Source organism: Flavivirga aquatica (assembly GCF_001747085.1).
Taxonomy (GTDB): domain Bacteria; phylum Bacteroidota; class Bacteroidia; order Flavobacteriales; family Flavobacteriaceae; genus Algibacter_C; species Algibacter_C aquatica.
Map to the genome: position 1 here is coordinate 782,126 of NZ_MDJD01000054.1, position 23,140 is coordinate 805,265.

At 32.3% G+C, this 23,140-nt stretch carries 14 protein-coding genes; all 14 read right to left on the reverse strand.

All coding sequences use genetic code 11. The annotated features are described in order from the left end of the window. Nucleotides 1-72 precede the first annotated feature (72 nt). Nucleotides 73-2,055, reverse strand: coding sequence for a glycoside hydrolase family 127 protein (locus A8C32_RS17660; protein ID WP_069831708.1), 1,983 nt, complete (start codon nucleotides 2,053-2,055; stop codon nucleotides 73-75). A gap of 48 nt (nucleotides 2,056-2,103) precedes the next feature. Continuing rightward, nucleotides 2,104-3,609: a family 16 glycosylhydrolase gene (locus A8C32_RS17665; protein ID WP_069831709.1), complete on the reverse strand. Its 1,506-nt coding sequence runs from the start codon at nucleotides 3,607-3,609 to the stop codon at nucleotides 2,104-2,106. Nucleotides 3,610-3,621: 12 nt separating this feature from the next. Continuing rightward, nucleotides 3,622-5,133 carry a family 16 glycosylhydrolase gene (locus A8C32_RS17670; protein WP_069831710.1) on the reverse strand — a complete coding sequence of 504 codons (1,512 nt, stop codon included), beginning with the start codon at nucleotides 5,131-5,133 and terminating at the stop codon, nucleotides 3,622-3,624. A gap of 194 nt (nucleotides 5,134-5,327) precedes the next feature. Continuing rightward, the gene (locus A8C32_RS20795; RefSeq protein ID WP_165605862.1) at nucleotides 5,328-5,465 is read right to left on the reverse strand and encodes a hypothetical protein; all 138 of its coding nucleotides are present in this window, start codon (nucleotides 5,463-5,465) and stop codon (nucleotides 5,328-5,330) included. A gap of 125 nt (nucleotides 5,466-5,590) precedes the next feature. Beyond that, on the reverse strand, nucleotides 5,591-7,153 hold the full coding sequence (locus A8C32_RS17675; protein WP_069831711.1) for an MFS transporter: 1,563 nt from the start codon (nucleotides 7,151-7,153) through the stop codon (nucleotides 5,591-5,593). A gap of 81 nt (nucleotides 7,154-7,234) precedes the next feature. After that, on the reverse strand, nucleotides 7,235-7,999 hold the full coding sequence (locus A8C32_RS17680; protein WP_069831712.1) for an HpcH/HpaI aldolase family protein: 765 nt from the start codon (nucleotides 7,997-7,999) through the stop codon (nucleotides 7,235-7,237). Nucleotides 8,000-8,001: 2 nt separating this feature from the next. Further along, on the reverse strand, nucleotides 8,002-9,456 hold the full coding sequence (locus tag A8C32_RS17685; protein ID WP_069831713.1) for an aldehyde dehydrogenase family protein: 1,455 nt from the start codon (nucleotides 9,454-9,456) through the stop codon (nucleotides 8,002-8,004). A gap of 100 nt (nucleotides 9,457-9,556) precedes the next feature. Further along, the gene (locus A8C32_RS17690) at nucleotides 9,557-10,729 is read right to left on the reverse strand and encodes a mandelate racemase/muconate lactonizing enzyme family protein (protein WP_069831714.1); all 1,173 of its coding nucleotides are present in this window, start codon (nucleotides 10,727-10,729) and stop codon (nucleotides 9,557-9,559) included. Nucleotides 10,730-11,286: 557 nt separating this feature from the next. Beyond that, on the reverse strand, nucleotides 11,287-13,041 hold the full coding sequence (locus tag A8C32_RS17695; protein ID WP_069831715.1) for a RagB/SusD family nutrient uptake outer membrane protein: 1,755 nt from the start codon (nucleotides 13,039-13,041) through the stop codon (nucleotides 11,287-11,289). A 17-nt stretch (nucleotides 13,042-13,058) separates the two neighbouring features. Beyond that, nucleotides 13,059-16,385, reverse strand: coding sequence for a SusC/RagA family TonB-linked outer membrane protein (locus tag A8C32_RS17700; protein ID WP_069831716.1), 3,327 nt, complete (start codon nucleotides 16,383-16,385; stop codon nucleotides 13,059-13,061). A 410-nt stretch (nucleotides 16,386-16,795) separates the two neighbouring features. Continuing rightward, entirely contained in the window at nucleotides 16,796-20,035 is a 3,240-nt protein-coding gene (locus A8C32_RS17705; protein WP_069831717.1) for a glycoside hydrolase family 2 TIM barrel-domain containing protein, read from the reverse strand. Between the two features lie 381 nt (nucleotides 20,036-20,416). Next, entirely contained in the window at nucleotides 20,417-20,773 is a 357-nt protein-coding gene (locus A8C32_RS17710; RefSeq protein WP_069831718.1) for a hypothetical protein, read from the reverse strand. A gap of 61 nt (nucleotides 20,774-20,834) precedes the next feature. Continuing rightward, nucleotides 20,835-21,839: a family 16 glycosylhydrolase gene (locus A8C32_RS17715; RefSeq protein ID WP_240491776.1), complete on the reverse strand. Its 1,005-nt coding sequence runs from the start codon at nucleotides 21,837-21,839 to the stop codon at nucleotides 20,835-20,837. A 57-nt stretch (nucleotides 21,840-21,896) separates the two neighbouring features. Beyond that, nucleotides 21,897-22,883: a family 16 glycosylhydrolase gene (locus A8C32_RS17720; protein WP_069831720.1), complete on the reverse strand. Its 987-nt coding sequence runs from the start codon at nucleotides 22,881-22,883 to the stop codon at nucleotides 21,897-21,899. Nucleotides 22,884-23,140: the final 257 nt, after the last annotated feature.

Genomic DNA, 23,140 nt, shown 5'->3' on the forward strand with positions numbered 1-23,140 from the left:
TAGCTTAATACTACATGAACAATTTACATGTAATATTAAGCTATTGTAAAAATATATACTAAATAACTTATTTTACCAAACTACTGGCATAAATACGGTCATTTCTGCTTGTCCTCTATTACTCCAAGCAAAATAAGGTACTAATTGTGTTTTGTATGGCTTTAAAACTGGTTTTGTAACTACCGAATACATTTCATCTCCTTTACCTTCTCGTAATTGCAACTCTGTATTAATTACAGTAACTCCGCCTAAGAAATCTGCTTTATGCTCTGCTTCTAGTTTTGCATCTGCATTAATATATACATCCAGAATAGAAATGTCTTTTGGTAAATCTGGAGTTTCAATACAATATACAATTGGACCTCTTTTAATAGCAATTTGGTTTCTTACCTCTTCTATTCTGTTATGTCCTTCCATACGTACAGACTCCATTGGCATATCCAATACGATAGTATCTCCAACTTTCCAAGTACGATCAATAACTGCAAACTCTCCTGGAGTTACAGCTACACCTGCATCTTCTCCGTTTACTTTCAAAGTACTACCTACTGCCCATTTTGGAATTCTTACCTTAATATCAAAAGCTGTACTCTTACATGCATCTACAGTTATTTTTACTAATCCTTTCCAAGGATATTCTGTATCTTGAGATAATTTCAATTCAGAACCATCTAACATTGTAGTATCTAAATTATTTCCTCCAAATAATACTACCGCTACTCCATTTTCCGATAGGTTATAAGCCCAACCAGAACTCTTACAAATCGTTCTTACCAAGTTAGGAGGACAACAGAAACACTCTAAATAAGGTTGTCTTACAGGACTTTCTGTTACATCGGCATGAGAATCGTAATTTCTAGAGTTATTTACCATTCTTAATGGGTTAGAATAAAAGTAATCTTTACCTTCTATACTAATTCCTGATAATCCACTATTATATAATACTAATTCTATAATATCTGCATATCTAGACTCTTCTTTAATACCCATCATTCTACTACTAAACATGGCATTACAAAGATTTGCACATGTTTCGTTATAGGCAGTCATATTAGGCATCATATAAGCATCTATAAAACCTTCTTCGATCATATCTAAGCTTGTAGAAGCTCCGTAATGCGCTTGTCCTACAGCTCCTGTAACGTACATTTTTTTATCCGTTACATTTCCCCATAATTTATCTAAGGTATCTATTAATGCTTTTTCTCCTGTTTCTGCGTAAACATCAGCAGCTCCTGCATAGTAATATAATGCTAATACTGCATGTCCTACAGCTTCTTCAGACTCGCGAAAAGGTGTACGCTCTTGTACCATATCTCCAATAGGATATCCTTCTGTAGTTGAATGATGCTCAATTTTAAAAGTACCTCTACGGTTAATAAATTTTTCTGCAAGTTCTAAGTATTTTTTATCTTTTACCGTTCTATACAATTCTACCAATCCCATGATTTGAGTTTGATTGAAACCAAAACGCTGATAATGCGTTGTATCTGGCATAAAGTAAACATGTAATAAATCTGCTTGCTTAATAGCAATATCTAAAAAATTACGTTTTCCTGTTAAACGGAAATGTACACTAGCTGCTATAAATAAATGCCCGTAGTTATACATCTCATGATATTTTCTATTCGAAAATCTTTCTGCTCCTTCAGTAATTTGGATGTGTGTATGAATGTAACCGTCTTCTTCTTGAGCTTTACCAATCCACTCAATATATTCGTCTAATTCCTTTAATAGATTTTCATCTTTAGTTAAAGCATAGATGTACATTTTGGCTTCCATAAATTTATAAAAATCACCATCGTGCCAATAAAAACCTTTATGTTCACCTTCTTTTTCTCCTGCGGCAATCTTAAAGTTATTTAACCCATGACCTACATCTCCACATAAAACGTCTCCCATATAAGGTAACATTCTCTCTGCTGCTGCCTTTTCTTTTTCTGCCCAAAATCCCGAATTCCACTTACAGTCTCCGAAATTAATACTCTTTAATTTTACAAAAGGACTATCTGAAGTATTAGTAATTGCTTCAGTATGTTTTTTAACTGTGCTCATTTTTATTTATTCTATTTTTTAGATACTTTTCTATTTTTTACAAAGAAATTATTTTACCGCTTTAATTACAATATCATCTATAAATAATTTCGCTGCTCTTGTTTTTGGTAAATCAGCTTTATTAATTTCAATAGCAATCGCATCTTTTTTACCTGACGCAACCTTTCTTGAAATTTTAGTTTCTACAGTTATCCATTCTCTTCTTGGAAGCTTTCTAAGATCTGTAAAAGACACTTCTAATTCTGGGTCTTGTAAAACAATACTAATTTTATCTGCTATAACACCTTGGTCTAACCAAACTTTAGCAGATATTGTATATTCTCCTGCTTCAAGTTTTAAAGAACCTTCTGGAGCCATTGCCACTGCTTTTGGTACTTCTAAACTTTCTGTTTTACTAAAACCAGCAAATTTTAAACTATTTACACCTTTGTGATAATCTCCATATGCTATTGATAAATATTTTGCTGAACCTTCATCTATATTCCAAAATTTCTGATAATCATCTGGCACAGAGCTCTCTGGTAATAAGGTTAATGGTCTTCCGTTTTCTTCAAATAAAATTGGCCCTTCAAAACCATAAAAAGCAGCATCTTCTGCTAACAAATTATCTGTTGGCTTTTGCCAAACTCTCATGTATTCTATTTCGAAATCTACTGGTAATTCTTCTTTATGAGGTAAGCCTAACCAGAAAAATATTTCTGAATCTAACCAAATTTCCATAGGGTTATTTAATACAAACGAAGTACCCAATTGGTCTTGTGTAAAATGACGAATCATTTTACCATCAATAAATAATTTTAAATAATCTACACCCCACTCTGCTCCGTATACATGAAAATCATCAGCAGTTCTAAAATCTAAATTTTCTACGTGATTGAATATTTTTGTAGGTCTTTGAGCTGGTGGACTCCAATCGTGAGCTGTTGCTAAATAAGAATCTTCTCTAATGTTTCCTTTTTTGTTTTTAGGGTTCCCCATTAACTCATAAACATCTAATTCTTGTTCATGACCAATTGCCCAAAATGCCCCTGTAATTGCAGCATTTCCAACTTTAGATTTCACTTCCATATATCCATATAAAAAGCGTTTGTGAGTTAACACTCCTGCTGTTGTAACAGGCATTGCGCTCCCATCTTTATAAACACCATATCTTGAAGACCCCATATTACCATCTCCGTAAGATTCATTTACAAATTTATAGTCTGGCTCCCAAGCTGTTCTTAATTTTAAATTACCATCTTCTACAATAACATTGTGAGGAACAAATTGAGAAGGCGCGCGCCCTTTCCAGATATAATATTTATCATTTAAACCTTCTACAAACCATCTTGTTGTGTCTATCTCAGTTCCTTCAAATTCATCACTCAATTCTTCATTCAGCACCCAACCCCCTTCATTTTGCAAATCACTAAAAGGCATTGGCCCTGTTACCTTTGTAATAGTGCTAGTAACAACCTTATTTTCACTCTTTTTCTCTTGACAACTTATATTTACAAATACAAATAATCCAAATAAAGTGATTAATATGTAATTTTTGAATGTTTTTATTTTCATTCTTTTAATTTTTTATTTTGTTTTAATTATGGCTATATCATCTATATAGAATTTGGCCGCTTTTGTTTCAGGTAAATCTTCTTTATGAATTCCTATTTCTATGCCATCATTTTTACTAGATGCTTCAGTTCTTGAAAACTCTGTCTCTACTGTTACCCATTCTAGCCTAGGCAGTTCTTTTAATCCTGTAAATAATAATTCTGATTTAGGATTCATTAATGTAACGTGAATAGTATCTGTAATTCGACCTTGATCTAACCAAATTTTAGCTGAAAGTTTATAATTTCCTACTGGAATGTTTAGAGATCCTTCTGGTGTTTTAGCAACAACCTTAGGTACATTAAGAGAATCATTTTTTCCATATCCAAAAAACTGAAGTGCTTCAACACCACTTGCATAGTGACCTTCTGTAATTTTTAAATATTTTTCTGAACCTTCGCTAAACAACCAAAATTTTTGATAATCGTTTGCATTAGAATCTTCTGGAACCATATCTAATGGTCTTGGATTTTCTTCGAATAAAATTGGACCTTCAAAACTGTAAAAAGCTCTATCTTTTGCTAATAAATTATCTGATGGTTTTTGCCAAACTCTCACATATTCTACTTCAAAAGTTGCTGGCAACTCTTCCTTATGTGGTACACCTAACCATTTAAAAATTTCTGAATCTACCCAAATTTCCATAGGGTTGTTTAGTACCCAATCTGTACCTAATTCATCTTGTGTAAATCCGTGAATAAACTTACCATCTCTATAAATTTTAAGATAATCTTCTCCCCATTCAACTCCATAAACGTGAAAATCATCAGAAGTGACATAAGGTAAATCTTCATCATAGCCAAATGCTTTTGTTGGTCTAACAGCTGGTGGACTCCAATCGTGAATAGCAGTTCTATTAGTATTGCTACTTATTGAGCCTTCTTTAGCAATTTTTGGAACTGCTAATTGCTCGTACATATCTAATTCTTGCTCATAACCAATAGCCCAAAATGCCGCAGTCATTGCTGCATGTGGTGCTTTCGATTTTATCTCCATGTAACCATTTAAAAACCTTTTTTTGCTTACTATAGCCGCTGTTGTTACTGGCAGTGGCTTACCTTCATGAATACCATAGGTATCTTTATGAGCACCATCTGCATAACTTTCTTTTGCAAAATTATAATCTGGTTCCCATTGTGTTTTTAAAATTAAATTCCCATTTTCAACTATAACATTGTGAGGTGCATATTGAGAAGGAGCTCTACCTTTCCAAATATAGTAGTCACCATTTTGTCCTTCAACAAACCACTTAGTAGTATCAATAGTTGTTCCTTCAAATTCATCACTAATCTCTTCATTAAGTACCCAACCTCCTGTGTTTTCAAGATCGGAATATGGATAAAATTTAGATTCCTTAACTGATGGTTTTTCAGCTATCTCTTCTTTTTGAATTGATTCACCTTCCTTTTTTTGATCACAACTTATATTTATAAGTGCGAATAAAGCTAATAAGGCAAACATGTAATTTCTAATATGCTTCATCATTATCTATTTATTTAGTTTTATTTACTTTTTTGAAGTTTTGCTTGAATCTCTTCAATAGACATATTTTTTGTTTCTGGTAAAAATTTATAGAGTATTAATACTCATATAAACAAGGTGCTAGCATAGAATAAAAAGATGGTAACAGCTCCCATTGTTTCTAACTTTCCAAAGAAAAAATTTATATACCAAACAACTTACTCTTTAAGGTGGTTGTTTTTCTTTCCATATTTATTGCTTTCAAATGTTAACAAAGTTAAAGCTATAAAAACTCCAATCATTGGAGCTGATCCAACTGTTCTTACTTCAAAATCTGATAACCCAAATTCTACCATTATAAAATTTAATTTACTGTGCCAGAAATTAAAGCTATATCTAAACTAAAGAAGAATACTCCCATAACAACGATGGTAATATAAATAAAAGCATTCTTCTTGCAAGAATTCATTGTTAATTATTTTTATCTTGTAAGCTTAGCCTGAATTTCTTCTAAAGAAAGGCCTTTAGTTTCTACAAGATATTTGTACAGTATAGCTAAACCAACAACTACAATACCTGCGTATATTATAAAAGTTGTAGCTGCTCCAAAGTTTTCCATTTCTAATGGGAATAAGTATTGAACCAAAGCACTAACAGTACTAGAAATTAACGCAAATAAAGGGATAGCAACTCCTCTGTTTGAGATAGGAAAAATTTCTGAGAGTAATACCCACATAATTGGTCCTATAGAAAAATTGAATGCAGCAATAAAAGTTAAAATACTTAATAGTATTAATAATGAATTCATATGTGCTGTTTCTTTAAAAATAACACCTGAATTATCACGAACTGATTCTACTCCTAAAATTTCAGTTAACGATTTTTTGAATTTAATGTCACTATCAAACTCTTTTCCAACGATGGTATTTAATTTTTCTATTTCAGGAATATCTTTCATTTTAACAATAGCATTTTCAGTAACCGTATATGTAGCTTGCTTAAATCCAAACGACACCATTGAAATACTTAAAACTATTAAAGCCAAACCACCAATAACTAAAGGTCTACGACCAAATTTATCAATTAATGATAATGAAAGTAACGTTGATACTAAACCAATTACACCAATCCAAATAGTACTAGAAAATGCTGCATCTGTTCCTAATCCTAATTGCTCAAACATAGTTGGAGCATAAATCATTACTGCATTCATACCTGTAAATTGTTGAACAACTGCTAGAGTAAAAGCCAATATTAAAACGACTCTCATCTTCTTACTAAAAATCTCTTTTAATTGCCCCGCTGTAGAACCACTACTCTCCGACTCTTCAACACTCTTTACCATTCGTTGAATCTGTGTGTCAACTTCATTTTCTGGATATACTTTAGATAACGATTTTTTCGCCTCATCAGTTCTACCTTTATAAATTAACCAAGCTGGACTTTTAGGAATAATCATTAATAGTAAAAACCATAACATTGCAGGAATAATTTCAATACCCAGCATCCAACGCCAACCTGTATTTGCTAGATTATAGTCTTGCACCCACTGCGCATCGGATCCCATTTTTTGTAAAATCCAATAATTAATTAAATAGGCAGCAGTAAAACCAATTCCCATATTTATTTGTAATGTAGATACCAGTTTACCTCTTTGTTTTACCGGAGCTATTTCTCCAATATACATAGAGGCTATAGTTACAGAACTAAACGCTAGTCCTCCTAAAAATCTAAACCAAAACAAGGAAAGAAACGAAGCTGCAAAAGCGGAACCAACGGCTGAAACTATATAAAAAACAGCTATAATTTGAAGCGTTAACTTTCTTCCTAATTTATCACTTGAAAATGCTGTTAAAGGTAATGCTATTAACACTCCTATACCTGGAGCAGAACCGATGAGACCTACTTGCGAAGGTGTTAAATTAAACTCTTGAGTGATAAATTTAAATCCTCCTGAAATTAATACCGCATCCAAACCAAAGACAAACGATCCTAAGGCTACAATGACGGCATAAATAAATGCATTTTTTTTATATGATCCCATGTTATTTAATTAGTTAAATAGCAGTATTAAAAGAATTAACACTGCTATTTATTTATTATTGATTTTTATTTGATAGACTAGTTACTTTTTTAATTCGCTAGTTATATCCTTAAATGTATTCATTATTAAACCTACATCTACTGCATAAGAAATATATTGTACTCCAATATCTTTCCACATTTTAGCTTTTTCTGGAGATTCTGTAAACGTACCAACTGCTTTCCCATATTTTTTAGCTGTTTCAACAGCACCTTTCATAGCATCTACTACTTTTGGATCGTTTACTTGACCAGGAACACCACAAGATTGCGATAAATCATAAGGACCCAAAAAGATTACATCAATACCATCTACTTTTACAATTTCTTCTAAATTATTTATCCCCTCCATTCCTTCAATATGAATAATAGTGGTTACACTATCATTTGCTTTTCCAAAATGATCTGCAGAAGTAATATTTGTGTATTCAGCGGCTCTAACATAGCGACACATACCTCGTTCTCCTTTAGGATAGAACTTAGTTGCTTTAACTAATTTATCTGCATCTGCTTTAGTACATATTTGCGGAACTTGAATGCATTTTGCTCCTATATCTAAAGTTCTTAAAATTAAAGTTTCTGAATTCTCTGTAACTCTAACTACTGGTGTAATACCTCTAGCTTCAGCTGCTCTAATCATATTTTGGGCAGACTCAATGCTATAAGGTCCGTGCTCCATATCTATAATTACAAAATCGAAACCACTTAAGGCTGCTATTTCAACAATAGCAGGGTCTTGCATTTTACAAAAAGGACCAAATACTGTTTTGCCTTCATTAAGGCTATCTTTTAATATGTTTTTACTCATAATTATATTGCTGTAGATACACGTTTTTTAACTAAGTAATCGTCTAATGCTAAATGAGAACAATCATGTCCTATTCCACTATTTTTGAATCCTCCATGAGGTAAGTAGATTGCGTATTTAACACCATTAATTTGAATTTCTCCAAATTCTAATTCTTCAGTAAATCTTTCAATTCTTTTGTGATCGTTTGTAAAAATATATGATGCTAATCCAAATTCTGTATCATTAGCTAGTTCTAAAACTTCATCATCTGTTTCAAAAGACATTACACCAGCTACTGGACCAAATGTTTCTTCTTTAAAAACCTTCATATCTGCAGTTGCTCCAGACACAATTGTTGGTTCTATCCAGTTTCCTCCTTCTGGTAAGCCTTCTGGTATTTTTCCTCCAAATTCTAATTTAGCTCCTTTACTAACGGCATCTTCAACAATTTCGAACATTCTATCTCTAGCTTCTCTGGAAGCTAAAGGTCCCATAAAGACATCTTCATTCTCTTTGATTCCAAAACCAACTTTAATTTCTGAGGCTCTTTTTACGTATTCTTTTAAGAACTTATCGTATATACTCTTATGTACAAAAATTCTATTAGCTGCTACGCAAATTTGACCTGTATTACCAAACTTTAATCCAATTGCTAAATCTAACGCTTTGTCCAAATCTGCATCATCAAATACAATAAAAGGTGCATTACCTCCTAATTCCATTCCTAACTTTTTAATAGATGTTGTACTATCTGCTATTACTCGTTGTCCTGTTTGTGTAGAGCCTATCATTGTTAAAACTGCTGGAATTTTACTAGTAGTCATAGGTGTTGCCACTTCTCTACTTGATCCGGCTAAAATATTAACTACGCCAGCAGGAAAGTTTATACTGTGCAAAATTTCGCCCACCATATAGGTTGATAATGGTGATAGTGTTGATGGCTTAATAATTAATGAACAACCTGAAGCTAGTGCTGGACCAATTTTATAGCCTACATTTAATAAAGGAAAATTCCAAGCCAAATAAGCTACTGCAACACCTGCTGGTTTAGAAATCATTTTGTGGGTATGCGTGTTGTCGTGATCTGGAATTTGTTCTTCTCTTAAATTCTGCATTGCATTAGGATACCACTCTAAAGCCTCTGTTAGCCTATCAATATCCTCTTGAGATCCCGCATAAGTTTTACCCATTTCGTGTACCATTGCTGTTCTTAATTCATGCTCTTTTTCCAATATAGCATCTTTAAGTTTAAGCATCCACGTCGTTCTATCTGCTAAAGATAATTTTGACCAATATTTAAATCCTTTTTGAGCCGATTGTAATGCTTTTTCTGCATCTTCCTTTCCTGCCTTTGCTACTTGCGCAATAACTTCTCCTGTTGCTGGACAAATCACATCTTCTCTTTTACCACTTACTGCATCGACTAATTGACCGTCAATGTATAATTTTTTATATCCGAAATTCTCTGTTTTCATTTGTGTTTTTTCTTTTTACAATTACATGTAACTTTTGACGTCTAAATTAATGATTCCTTATAGAATTTTAAAGATTATTTTAGACTTATTTAGTTTCATTCTACTTTAAAATTTTCTGCATGACACTATCATTATCAACAGCATTACTAATTGTATACTCTCTTAAGACATCTTCGTCTACATCTATACCTAAACCTGGCCTGTTTGGTACTTCTATATATCCATCTTTCATTTCAATTGAAGGGAATGTTAGCTTCTCACGAAGTCCATTTTCTGTTTGATCATACTCTATTAAGAAATCTGGCTGATACATTCTTCCTGGAACAGACTCTATGTTTGCAATAAAGTGTAATGCAACATGAATACCTATAGAGGTTCCCCAAGTATGAGGTATTAAGTCTACTCCATTCGCACTCGCTAGAGCTCCAATTCGTTTTGCTTCCGTTAAACCTCCACTTGCACAAATATCTGGTTGGATTATATCTACAGATTTATTTTTTATTAACTGTTGGAATCCAAATCTTAAATATTCACATTCACCTCCAGCAATAGGAATGGTTGTTTTTTGCCTCAGCTCATTGTATTGATCATAAAACTCAGGAGATAACGGCTCTTCAAACCAACCTATATTGTACTTTTCTATTTCTCTTGCAAGTTGAGTTGCTTCTCTCAGCGTATAGGCATGGTTAGAATCTACCATTAATTCTATATCATCTCCAATGATTTCACGTATCATTTTCACATGCTCTACATCCTTTTTAATCCCTAATCCAACTTTCATCTTAATTGCTTTGAAACCTTGAGAAACATATAGCTTAGCTTCTTCTTCAAAATTTTTAGAAGGGTTGTCATGATCTGTAAAGTACAAACCAGTTGCATATGGTTTTATTTTAGTTCGATGAGCTCCTCCCAATAATGTTGATACTGGTTGATTAAGGATTTTACCTTTTAAATCCCATATAGCAATATCAATAGCACTCATAGACGCTGCTAAAACACCTCTTCTAGCAAAATCCAACGTCTTTCTATACATAGTATTCCAAACAACCTCATTTTCTAATGCGTTTTGTCCAATTACAAAAGGTTCTAACAATTTAATTCCTGCTTCCAAAACAGTTGCTGGCCCATAACCTTCTCCCCATCCATATTGTCCATTCGTTGCAGTTACCTTCACAACACATATACATCTCTCAGAATACTCCCATTGAGAAAAGAAAAAGCTATTAGACAGCTTATCCTTAAGTATAAATGTTTCTATTTTTTCAATTATCATATTTCATATTTTGTTTATAAAAATCTCCTAGTTAATCATATAAAAACCAAGTGTTTATATTTAAAAAACACATCAATCTTAATCGCCTACTAAATTAAGTGATATCCTATTTTTTTTACATATATAAATTACCCTAGAGATAATCTATTTTACCTAATTACAAGGAAGACAATCCTAGCATTCATGAGTATTAAACTCATTAAAAATAACAAACTTGAAATACCATTATTAATAAACTCAATTCAAATATCTTTTTTGTAAGGTGAGAAATCCTTCGAAGAAGTAATTTTATTTTTGCTTAAATTTCACATTACTTAATGAAATTATTAAATAAAGTCATAAACATCTTTTATAATTATACATCAGTGCAATAAATCTAATTTCTATATTTATTACACTCCACCAACATAAATCACCAATATCCAACACCCTAAATCATTTCAACAATACTATATGAGTTTATATAAAATCTAACTTTTTGGCTCAACTTTAAATAAAAAAAGGAGGCTATCATTTAAGACAACCCCCTTTTCCTTAATTAAATAACTCTTTAGTAATTAATAACCAAAATTCTGATCAAAAACATCAACTCCTACTCTATCTATTTCAGCTTGAGGGATAGGTAAATAGTAATGTCTCTCAAAAAATGGACGGGTTGGGTTATTAGGATCTGCATCAACTATTTCAAACGTTAAAGATCCATCAACTTGTTTAGTCCATTGTAAACCTTTTTCATCATAACCACCTAAGTGCGCCTCATTCATCCATCGTCTTTCATCAAAGAAATTATGTCTTTCAAAACACAATTCGATTCTTCTTTCTCTTTTAATGGCTTCCAAAAGCTCAGCACCTGATTTTGTAATTTCTGGTTGCATTGCTCTAGTAGACACTTTATTTAGGAATGTTCTTGCTTCAACTTCATCTCCTACATGATACATAGCTTCAGCATAATTCAAATAAATTTCAGCTAATCGGTAAATAATAAAAGGTCTATCTGGAGATATGTCGGCAACACCTACACTTTCATCTTGAAACTTTCTAATATTATATGCTGTTTTAGAAAAATGTCTAAAATTACCTGGCTTACTTGTATCATCAGTATCTAAACCATTATTTCCTGAATCTCCATCAATTGTAGATTTAAAATATTCAATATTTCTACCTCTAAATGGTGCTCCATTGTAAAGAATATCTGCGTAATATCTCAATTCTCTGTTATCATTAGGCACAGAAGGATCATAACTAGTTCCCGCTTCACTAGTAGTAGTACCATCAGCCATATTGAACAATTGCACAAAATTATGAGTAGGTGTAGATAAACCCCATCCTTCGTCTCCCTTAGGACCTAAAGCTTGATTGGGTAAAGTAGCAGCAAGTGCACTATTATCATAAAGTACATTACCAAAAGCTCTAGCAAATAATATATCAGGATTACTTTCTGTTAAAAATAAATCTTGATAATCTTTTGCAGTGCTTACAGGTGTTAAATCTCTGGCGTTAACAGCATCAATTAAATCCTTTGCTGCATCAGCTGCATCTTGCCACTTTGTTCCCTTTGTATAATCGTAAAGCGGACCACTTGGCGTTGTGCTTGGATCATGTAATCTACTTGCAGCATATAATAGTACACGTGATTTAGCAGCCATTGCAGAAAGCTTGGTAGCTCTACCAAATTCTTCATTTGGTCTTGCTTCTGGTAGTGCAGCTATAGCTGCATCTAAATTAGCTACGATGAAATCAACACAATCCTCATAAGAATCTCTACTGCGTACAAAATCGCCTTCTAAAAACGCTATAGGCTCATCTAAAATCGGAACTCCTCCAAAATAATTAATTAATTGAAAGTAAGTATTCCCCATTAGAAATTGCATTTCCCCTTTCAAAATTGCAGCCTCTTCAGGATTAGATTGCATAACCGAACTATCATCTATTTGTGACAAAAAACCACCAATATCTCGTACATAAGCAAAATAATCTCTCCAAGTTCCAAAAAAGTCTCCAACATTATTAGAATTCCAACCTGCTTTTATTCTAAATCTATCCAAATTTCTAAAATTAAACCTCGCTTCAAAAGAAATCTGTTCAAGATTTACATATCTAGGCCAGAATCTTCTTCTAGTTAACCCCCAAGATCCTGTACTGTTATATGCTGATGCTACTACAAGATCAGCTAGTTCTATATTATTGAAGACAGCAACGCCAGTAAAACCAGATCTGTCATCAGGCTCCAATACTTCTTCACAATTTAAAAATGCCACAGACACAAATAGTAGTGTTGTAAAAAGTATACTAATATTTTTTATTCTTTTCATTGTAATTAATTATTTTGTTAAAAACTAATGTTAGCACCTATAGTGTAGGTCTTTAATGTTCCGTAATTAGTACCTGCAAAACCATTATAACTCGTAACCTCAGGATCTAAACCTAAATCAGCTATATCAGAGAAAAAGGTAAATAGATTAAACCCTCTTGCAAAAATCCTGATATCTGCTCCTAATTTAGTATTTTCATTTTTAAGTGTATAAGACAGCTCTAATTCTTTTAACCTTACAAAAGAAGAATCCATAAGCCAAGTCTCAGCAAAATTTTGACCTCCAGTAGTATCACCTAAACTTGTATTAATATCACTACTTTGTTGGTCGATATCTCCAAATGCTCTAGGAAACTGTGCACCTCTGTTATTTGGTGTCCACCTTCCATCAAAAAGGTGTTTAGGTTTAACAACACTATTAAAGTACACTAGGGTTTTAGCTCTAGCTTGTCCTTGGAATAAGAAATTTAAACCAAAGTTATTCCATTGCACGCCTCCTGCTATACCAAACTGTATTTCAGGTACATTTGAAAAATTAGCTCTTACTCTATCATCATTATTAAGTACTCCATCGTCATTAGTGTCAACATAACGAATATCACCCTCTCGAGAAACAAATGCTGGAGGACCAGTAGGAGTATTATCTGCAATCAACTGATTTTGAGCATCTACTTGTCCTTGAGATATCAATAAACCATTTGTAGGGAAAAACAATGGTGCAAACAAAGGGTTGCCTTCTTGCTTAAGCGACTCGAGTAATCCAGGTGGATCGATACCCTCAATAACTTTACTTCTTGCGAACGTCAAATTACCTCCTATATTATAGTTTACACTACCTATTTGATCATTCCATGATAATTGAAAATCAAATCCTTTGTTTTCAACGACACCAATATTTTGATTTGGAAGATCATTACCTCCAGCAGATAACCCTAAGTAAAGCGGAGTATCCCCAGTAGCTGGAACTAAAATATCATCTCTAGTTTCAGTAAAGTAATTTACTTCAGCAGATAATCTTCTATCAAATAAAGTAAAATTTAAGCCTATATTTAGCATTTCTGAATTTTCCCAGGTAACAGCAGGATTTGGCTCTGTACCTTGTGTTAGACCAAAAATCAAATTACCATCAGTTCCTTGAATAAAAGTATTAGGAATAGGTTCATTAAAATTAAGCGTACCATTATTAAGAGATGGTCCTAACCTATAACGTTCTGTAAACTGGAATCTAGGTATTCTATCATTACCTAACCTAGCCCAAGATCCACTTAATTTTAACTCATCTAACCAATTAACATTTTCTAAAAACTTTTCCTTACTTAAAACCCATGATCCAGAAATACTAGGAAACGTACCAAACTGATTTCCAGATCCAAAAATATCTGAACCATCACTTCGTAATGTAAGATCTAAGAAATACTTCTTCTTATAATCGTATGATAAAGACCCAAAAGCACTAATTCTATTAGCCACACCAGATGCACCAGTTGCACTTACTCCATCGTTACTACCTGAAAACAATTCTGGTAAGCTAGCTGATGGAAATCCACCAACTTTTCTAGCTTCGAAATTATTATTTTCGTCTTTTTGACGTTCAACTCCAATAAAAGCATTAATAGAATGATTATCTTTAAATTTTGTATTATAACGTAATGTTGCGTTTAGTAGCAAGTTATCATTTTGCTGAAGTCTCTCTGTTAAAGTTCTTTCTGGACCTTCTCTACCTCTACCTGTTTGAGGTATAAAATCGTTATTAACTTCATCATAAAGATAATATGTCCAAGGAGTATACCAGTCTTTAGTATGCGTATTTATCTTACGCAAACCTGCATAAGCGTTAATACTTAATCCTTTAACTAACCTATCTAATTTCCAATCAAAAGAGAATCTCCCTCTTAAGTTTGATCCATCTTGGTTAATAAAGCCAGTTTTGTTACTAGATAAAAGTACAGGGTTTTGTCCGAATTCTAAAGTACCAGGTCCTGGTAAACCATTTGGAAAAACAGCTACATCTGTTGGGAGACTCTGATAAATACTTTGAAAAATAAGGTTTGTTGGAATACCAGGGGTATTTCTATCTGAAAATTGACCTGAAACATCTACACCTACTTTAATATCATCCGTTATTTTAATATCAAAATTGGTTCTGAACTGGTCTTGTTTAAAATTCACATCCCCAGATTTAAATAAACTTTCTTGATTATAGCTATCTACACTTACATGGTACTTTATATATTCACTACCACCAGAAACACTAATTCTATGTCTTGTTTCAGGAGAACTATTTGCTATAGTTTCATCAAACCAATCTGTGTCAGGAGATGTAAAAGGATTTGTTCCTATGGCATCTATTTGCGCTTGAGTAAACTCTGGAGTTCCTCCAGTTCTAGCAATGATTTCGTTTTGATAAGTAGCATACTCTCTTCCATTAATAAGACGAACTGGAGCTGCTAAAGAAGATGTATTATACTCAGTAGTTATACTAACTTTAGGTTTACCTGTTCTACCTCTTTTAGTGGTAACTAATATTACTCCATTTGCTGCTCTAGCTCCATATATAGCAGCTGTACCATCCTTTAATACTGATAAAGAAGCGATATCATCTGGCGACAATCTACTTAACTCAGCTTCTCCAGACACAATACCATCTATAAGTATTAGTGCTGAATTGTTACCAGTAGTAGATCTACCTCTAACAAAAATCTGTCTTGCATCATTTCCATTTCCTCCTGGGAAACCACCTCTATCTACAACTACCAAACCAGGCGCTCTACCTGCTAAAGATTTGGTAATATCTTTACTTGAACCTTGCTGAATATCCTTACCTCCTATTGTGGCAACCGCTCCTGTTAGTTCTCCTCTTGTTTTTGTGGTATAACCAACTACAACAACCTCATCAAGACCTGCTATATCTTGCTCTAAAACAACATCTACAATTCCTGCACTTGACACAGCAACTTCTTTTGTTTTATAGCCCACATAAGAAAACACAAGTGTTGCACTACTATTACTTAAAGAAATTGAATACTTACCATCAAAATCTGTCTGGGCTCCAGAAGCTGTTCCTTTCACAGATATATTAACTCCTGGTAATGGACCATCTACATCTGAAACTGTTCCTGAAACTACAGTTTGCTGATTTGCTAATGTAATTTCATCATTTGTCAAAATCTCCGTACTCGTTTTAAGCTTATCGTCAGATTTTTTGCTGGAATCTGCATTCACCTGAGTAAAGCTAACAGAAAAACAGAAAACCGCTAATAACGCTTTCTTAATTAACTTGTTAAACGCAAAACCCGCCAGCTTAAAGCTGCCGTTTTGCCTTTCAAGTTTTTTTAATTCTTTCATAAAATTTAGTTTAAGTTTGAATTAGTTAATTGATAAATATTTGATATGTTAAAAAACATAACCGTAGTTTAACACGAAATTAACAGAATAGCACTCTTCTAAGTTAATAAAAATTACCCTAGATCTTCATAATTTTACCCCGTTTTTAGTCAAATCATTAAAAATCTCACATAAAAATAAAGAAATATATTTTTTTGGATTTTTTTTCTTACACAATATATAAATAAATCTGTATATTTTTTTAATATTTTATTAACATTTTTATTAATATGAAACATTACTCTGAAATAGAATTAAATAACAACTACTAGCTTTGCTAAATTCCTTTGAAGTTTTATATTGAAATTTCAAAAAAAAAGAGTAGCTACTAAAATTCAGCAACTACTCCTCCCAGTATATAGAACCTACTTTTAGTAAGCATTTATCATAAACTCAAAACTATATTGCCCTGGATTAATAAGATAATGTGGTAAAGTCTCGGACAACGTCCCTCCAATCCCCATCTGTAATAAATCTAAATTTAATGTATAATACCCTTGCTTCCTCAAATCATAAGGATGTTTAGCTTTTTCTATGTTAGCAGCTGAATATGGCCATATTGAAAAACCAAATTCAGGGATACCATATATTTTAATTCCAGATTTACCTTTATTAGAAGCTAGATTTAACCATCTAGCATCACTACGATTTGAGTTTTCTTGCGGCTTAATATAATTGTAAAAAAGATTATCCGTCTTAAAACTATACTCACCTACTTCTGCCCCTCTTTTTCTATCGAGATAATTTTCCCATGGCCCTTTCCCATAAAAAGTTGTTTTTTTATATAAATCAGGCACACCCAGAGTTACACCATAACGAATAAGGCATGGTAACGATTTATCTACATCAATACTCATTTTCACTTGAATCTTACCATCATTTAAAAATAAATATTTGATTTCTAGTTTAACTTTATTATCAAAATTTTGCTTTACAAGAACCTGAACAGAACTATTTACATTAGAAACACTTACATCTGTATTTTTCACTAAGTTTTTACCCATATTCTTCCAAACTTTACTTGAAGCCATAAATAATTTACGACTTGCTCCTCTTATATCATTATCTATTGGTGGGCGATAAAAATTAGGACATAAAGGTGATATTAATTGCTCTTTTCCATTCACAATATAAGAAACTAACTGTCCATTGTTTTTTAAAACTTTAGCTGAAAAATGTTTCCCTTTAATTACTACGTCATTGTCCCCATCGTCAACTATTAGAATTTCTTTTGACTTTGATACATATATATTATCTAACTTTCTAGGCTTTAACAATATTTGATCTTTAGCAATTTCATATCCTTTTTTAGCCCACAAACGATCCTCTTTTTCATGTACACTCAACCTTAACCAGTATTCTGAATTTTCTTTAAAAGCAATCTTTTTAAAGGGCACATAAATAACTCCTACTTTACCTGCTTCTACTAATTGGGATTTAAGTATCCCTGACTGTAAATCTTTACCATTTTCTGAAAGCTTCCATCTTACTTCATAATTTGATAAATTTGAAAAACTAAAACGATTAACAACTCTAATCTCTCCATTTTTAACATCTTTATCTTCAAAAGAAAAAGGCTGAAAAATATATTTACACTCCCAAGCATGTGGGTTTGGTTTTCTATCTGGAGAAAAGACCCCATTAATACAAAAGTTTTCATCATTAGGTTCGTCTCCAAAATCACCTCCATAAGCATAAAACTTCTCTCCATTTTTATTGGTTCTTTCAAGTCCCTGATCTATCATATCCCAAATAAAACCTCCAATTAAATTTGGATTAGCTCTAATATAATCCCAGTAATCTCCTAAGCTACCAATAGAATTACCCATAGCATGCGCATATTCACACATTATAATAGGGCGATCTATATGTTTACTATTTACCATACTTTTTAATTGATAAAGTTCTGGATACATTCTACTTAGAACATCTACATAATCTGGATCATCAGGATTTGCATGAGCTACCCCTCTAAAGACTCTTTGACCTTCATCTCCCTCTTTATAAGCAGGATCTGTTGGATCTCCCTGAGCCCCTTCGTAATGAATAAAACGTGATGGGTCAAAATCTTTAATCCAACCAGCTGCTGCTGCAAATGCAGGTCCCGTACCTGCTTCATTACCCATAGACCAAGAAATAATAGATGGATGATTTTTATCACGCTCTACCATACGTATTACTCTACTTAAAATTGGCGCCGTCCAATTTGGTTGTTGCGGTATATAACTTCCTAAATGATGACATTCTATATTAGCCTCATCCATAACATATATACCGTATTCATTACACAATTGATAAAAATAAGGGTCATTTGGATAATGCGAGGTTCTTACCGCATTAAAATTAAATAACTTTAACAGCTCTACATCTTTACGTAAGTCTTCTCGTGATAAAACTTTACCTTTTATTGGATGGTGATCATGACGATTAACCCCAATTATTTTAACTACCTCTCCGTTAATTAAAAGCTCATTATTATTACTAAACTCTACATGTCTAAACCCTATACTATGTGATCTAGCCTCTACAACTTCTCCTTTTGGATTTTCAACTGTAAAAACCAATTTATATAAATAAGGATCTTCTGCAGACCATTTTCTAGGTTGCTTTATTGTTGCTTCTAAAAAAGCAAACTTAGTTATATCTCGTTGTGCCCATCTCTCATTGTAAATAGCATCTATTGACGCAGACAAAGGCAGATTTAAAACTTCTTTTTTATTTGCATCATATAACTGCGCTTTAATTTTCCATCCTTTAAGATCATGAGGAGAATAATCTTGAACCCACATTTCTGGGCGTATTTCTAATTTAGCATTTTGTAATTGCGAATCAAACTTTGTCCTAATAAAAAAATCATTTAAAGCTATCTTAGGTTGTGCCATTAACATAACTTCACGATGAATACCGCTTAAACGCCACATGTCTTGATCTTCTAGATAACTACCATCACTCCACCTAAAAACTTGTATTGCAACACGGTTTTTGCCTGGTTTCACATAATTTGTTATATCAAATTCTGCTGCGAGCCTACTTCCTTGACTATAACCAACTTTCTCTCCATTGACCCAAATATAAAATGCTGATGAAACCCCTCCAAAATGCATAATAATAGACTGATCTTTCCATTCTAAAGGTACTTCAAAATCTCTAAAATAACTTCCCACAGGATTATCTCTATAAATTTTTGGAGGTCTAGGGGGTAATGGCCCCATATAAGTTTGTTGACTTTTTGGTATGTTTAATATGTTTGGCGTAAATGGATAAATAATGTTTGAATAAATAGGTTGACCAAAACCTTCCAATTCCCAATTAGAAGGCACAGGTATATTACTCCAGCCTTTCCCTTCAAAATCTCTAGATATAAAATCGACTGGCCTATCTTCAGATTTAGCTACATACTTAAATTTCCAATTACCATTTAGCGATTGTATTCTAGCCTTATTTCTATTTCCAATTAAAGCATCTTCTGCTTTTTCGAATGAATAACTTGCAACTCTAGCATACATTTTATTCTTCTCAAACACTGATTCATTCTCCCAATCGTTTTGGGCCGAAATAAATTGTGTAATAATCAATAAGACCAATCCTAAAACTATAAGTTTTTTATTCATTATACTACTTTTATATGTTTTTAAATTCAAAATACAATATCAAATTTTCTTAATACAAATCCGAAAATTAGGGTTCTTAATTTAATCTCATCACTTCGATAACTTAAACATAGGTTTTCAAGTCCCACTCTTAAACTTTGTCCTTTCTACAAAAATAGATTAATGAAGCACCTATTTTTTATCTTATCTAAAAGAAGAGTATCCAATCGATTGGATATTACACTATAAATATAGCTCAAAATTTAACAAAAAAAATACCAGATAATAATTTTATATAATATCTGGTGTTTTATATTTAAAAACCTATTAAGGTTTAATACTCTTAAGTAAACTTAACTAATACAATCTAGTATTTATTAAGGTTATTTTTGTGAAAATTAATTATATTTTACTTATCTCTTTACGCATTCTAACAAGAAATGGTTCAAGCTCTCTTTGAAGCACACCTGTTATTTTAGTAAATGATTCGTTAAACCCTCTATTTACTGCTTGGATTTTGGCTTTTTTTTGATCTTTAGATAAACCTCCATTTTTAAAGTCCTTGGTAGTGTTCATATAGTCTTTTATATATTTACGACGAGCCCTCAATAACTTTTTATATTGATTTAAATTTAATGTATATTCTTTGACCGCACTTTTTACAAAATAATAAATTTTCTCCTCACTATTATTTGGTTTTTGACCATAAATATTTGAAAATGAAACCACTAAAAACAGTAACACAAGAATTTTCTTCATAGTATAAAATTTAATGTTAATAATATTTAATTTACTTGTTTAATTTATTTGCTAAATGTAATTATTTCTTTTGCCAAACACGCACATATTCTATCTCAAAATCAACAATTCCATCATCTTTTTTACCTTCTGGACTATTTAACTCTAAATCTTCTTTACTATCTGGGACACCATGCCAGGGAAATGTTTCTTGGTCTAACCAAATATGAATAGGACCTTTCATAACCCAACCATTAGGTAAATTTTCACCTTTAGCATAAGCATTAACCTGTTCTTTAGTCGCTTGAGTTTTTAATTTACCATCAACATAAAGTTTAAGTCCATTTTCATCCCATTCTATACCATATACATGAAAGTCATCTGCTACTCTAAAACCATAATCTAAATGCTCAGTATAAACAGTCTTGCCTTTTCCTTCTTTACTCCAATCATGTATGGACCACCAAAGCTCATTATCTTTATCTAATTTATCTGGTTGCCTATGATCACCAAACTGTTCAAAAATATCTAATTCTGTTTGACTACCCGTAGCCCAAAACGCACTAGTAACCTCTGCATCTGCAGCTTTACTTTTTATTTCCATATAGCCATATTTAAACTCCCTTCGACCTATAAAACAAGCTGTAGTAATATTTTCAAATTTTTCAATTTTCTTGTCTGGTCCCCATGTTTGCTTATTATCATCTGCAAAAGGAAAATCTGGCTCCCAACGTGTTTCAAGTATTAACTTACCATTCTCTAACCTGTAGTTTCTACCTGAAAATTGAGATGGAGCACGACCTTTCCAAACCTTTTTACCTGGTTTATCTGGATGTTTATAAATAGGTTTTCCTCTTTTAAATTTCCCAACTATATACCATTTATTCTCATCAATAGTCTCATCATCAAACTCATCACTTACATTTGTATTAAGCTCCCAATTACCAGTGTTGTTTGGATCTGAAAACGGATACACTGCTACAGTATATACTTCCTTTTTAGATTTCTCCGAAATATCTTGACTTCGACAGTTAAAAAAAGTAACCAGTATAGTTAATACAGATAAAAAAGCAGACATCTTTTTCATTAAAATCATTTTATATAATTATTTCACTTTTATTTATTTTTACAAATATTTCTATATCTATTTTTTTTGCCAAACTCTTAAATATTCAATTTCAAAATCTACACTTCCATCTCCGCCTACTTCTTGCATAGAGTCTGGTACACCATGCCATGGAAATGTTTCTTGATCAAACCAAATTTTTATTGCTTTTGTAATTACAAAATTTTCCTTTGCTCCATTACCTCCTTCTTTTGTATCATCATAAGCATTAATTTCTGCTCTAGTCACATTCTTAAATAACTTACCATCTATATATATTATAACCCCATCTGCACTCCACTCATACCCATAAACATGAAAGTCATCAGCAACTCTAAACCCTAAATCATGATGCTCTGTATAAGTTGTATTATTTTTTTCTGAACTAGACCAATCATGAATAGACCACCAAAGTTCTCTATCTTTATCTAATTTATTTGTTTGCTTATGATCACCAAACATTTCAAAAAAATCGAACTCTGTATTATTTCCTGTAGCCCAAAAAGAACTCGTAATCTCTGCGTCTGCAGCTTTAGACTTTACCTCCATGTAACCATAAGTAAACTCCTTTTTTGTAATCACTGCTGCTGTTGTAATATTCTCATATTTCGTACCATCTTTAGCTACCTTTGGAGAAAAATTATAATTTGGTTCCCATCTAGTTTCTAACTTTAGTTTACCATCTTCTAAACGCACATTATCTGTTGAAAACTGAGAAGGAGCTCTTCCTACAAAATTAGATTGGAACTCTCCATTTCTTCCTTGTATAAGCCATTTAGTTTCATCTAGTGTGGCACCCTCAAATTCATCACTAACCTCCGTATTTAAAACCCAATTTCCTGAATTTTCTTGATCTGATAATGGATAATCTGGGTTTGATGTATTATCATCTGGTTTTGGATCTTCATTAATTATTTCCTTTTCCTCCTCTGCTGGAGAATCAGAATCCTCACTAGAACAAGAAAAAAATGTAATCATTAATACTATACATAAAACCCACTTCAATATTTTCTTTAATTCAATCATATAATTATTTTAAATTTTTAATCATAATTAAGTTTTTATTTCAAACTCCTACTTATTACTTTTTTTATTTTACAAGCATTATTCTTGATATCAAATAATTATTGTTTTTAAAAGGCAGTTCTAAGGCTAATTACTTCTAAGCATTTTCAAATTCACTTTTTTATAACCTAAAAATTTAAATATTCATCATCTACAAATGCTTAAAAACAACCACCACATATAAAACTAAAAACTCATTTTAAGCTGCTCTTTTATAA

What these genes read in the sequence shown, in the direction of transcription:
- A8C32_RS17660 (WP_069831708.1), bottom strand. Translation starts at nt 2,055, where the DNA reads ATGAGCACAGTTAAAAAACATACTGAAGCAATTACTAATACTTCAGAT.
- A8C32_RS17665 (WP_069831709.1), bottom strand. Translation starts at nt 3,609, where the DNA reads ATGAAAATAAAAACATTCAAAAATTACATATTAATCACTTTATTTGGA.
- A8C32_RS17670 (WP_069831710.1), bottom strand. Translation starts at nt 5,133, where the DNA reads ATGATGAAGCATATTAGAAATTACATGTTTGCCTTATTAGCTTTATTC.
- A8C32_RS20795 (WP_165605862.1), bottom strand. Translation starts at nt 5,465, where the DNA reads ATGGTAGAATTTGGGTTATCAGATTTTGAAGTAAGAACAGTTGGATCA.
- A8C32_RS17675 (WP_069831711.1), bottom strand. Translation starts at nt 7,153, where the DNA reads ATGGGATCATATAAAAAAAATGCATTTATTTATGCCGTCATTGTAGCC.
- A8C32_RS17680 (WP_069831712.1), bottom strand. Translation starts at nt 7,999, where the DNA reads ATGAGTAAAAACATATTAAAAGATAGCCTTAATGAAGGCAAAACAGTA.
- A8C32_RS17685 (WP_069831713.1), bottom strand. Translation starts at nt 9,456, where the DNA reads ATGAAAACAGAGAATTTCGGATATAAAAAATTATACATTGACGGTCAA.
- A8C32_RS17690 (WP_069831714.1), bottom strand. Translation starts at nt 10,729, where the DNA reads ATGATAATTGAAAAAATAGAAACATTTATACTTAAGGATAAGCTGTCT.
- A8C32_RS17695 (WP_069831715.1), bottom strand. Translation starts at nt 13,041, where the DNA reads ATGAAAAGAATAAAAAATATTAGTATACTTTTTACAACACTACTATTT.
- A8C32_RS17700 (WP_069831716.1), bottom strand. Translation starts at nt 16,385, where the DNA reads ATGAAAGAATTAAAAAAACTTGAAAGGCAAAACGGCAGCTTTAAGCTG.
- A8C32_RS17705 (WP_069831717.1), bottom strand. Translation starts at nt 20,035, where the DNA reads ATGAATAAAAAACTTATAGTTTTAGGATTGGTCTTATTGATTATTACA.
- A8C32_RS17710 (WP_069831718.1), bottom strand. Translation starts at nt 20,773, where the DNA reads ATGAAGAAAATTCTTGTGTTACTGTTTTTAGTGGTTTCATTTTCAAAT.
- A8C32_RS17715 (WP_240491776.1), bottom strand. Translation starts at nt 21,839, where the DNA reads ATGAAAAAGATGTCTGCTTTTTTATCTGTATTAACTATACTGGTTACT.
- A8C32_RS17720 (WP_069831720.1), bottom strand. Translation starts at nt 22,883, where the DNA reads ATGATTGAATTAAAGAAAATATTGAAGTGGGTTTTATGTATAGTATTA.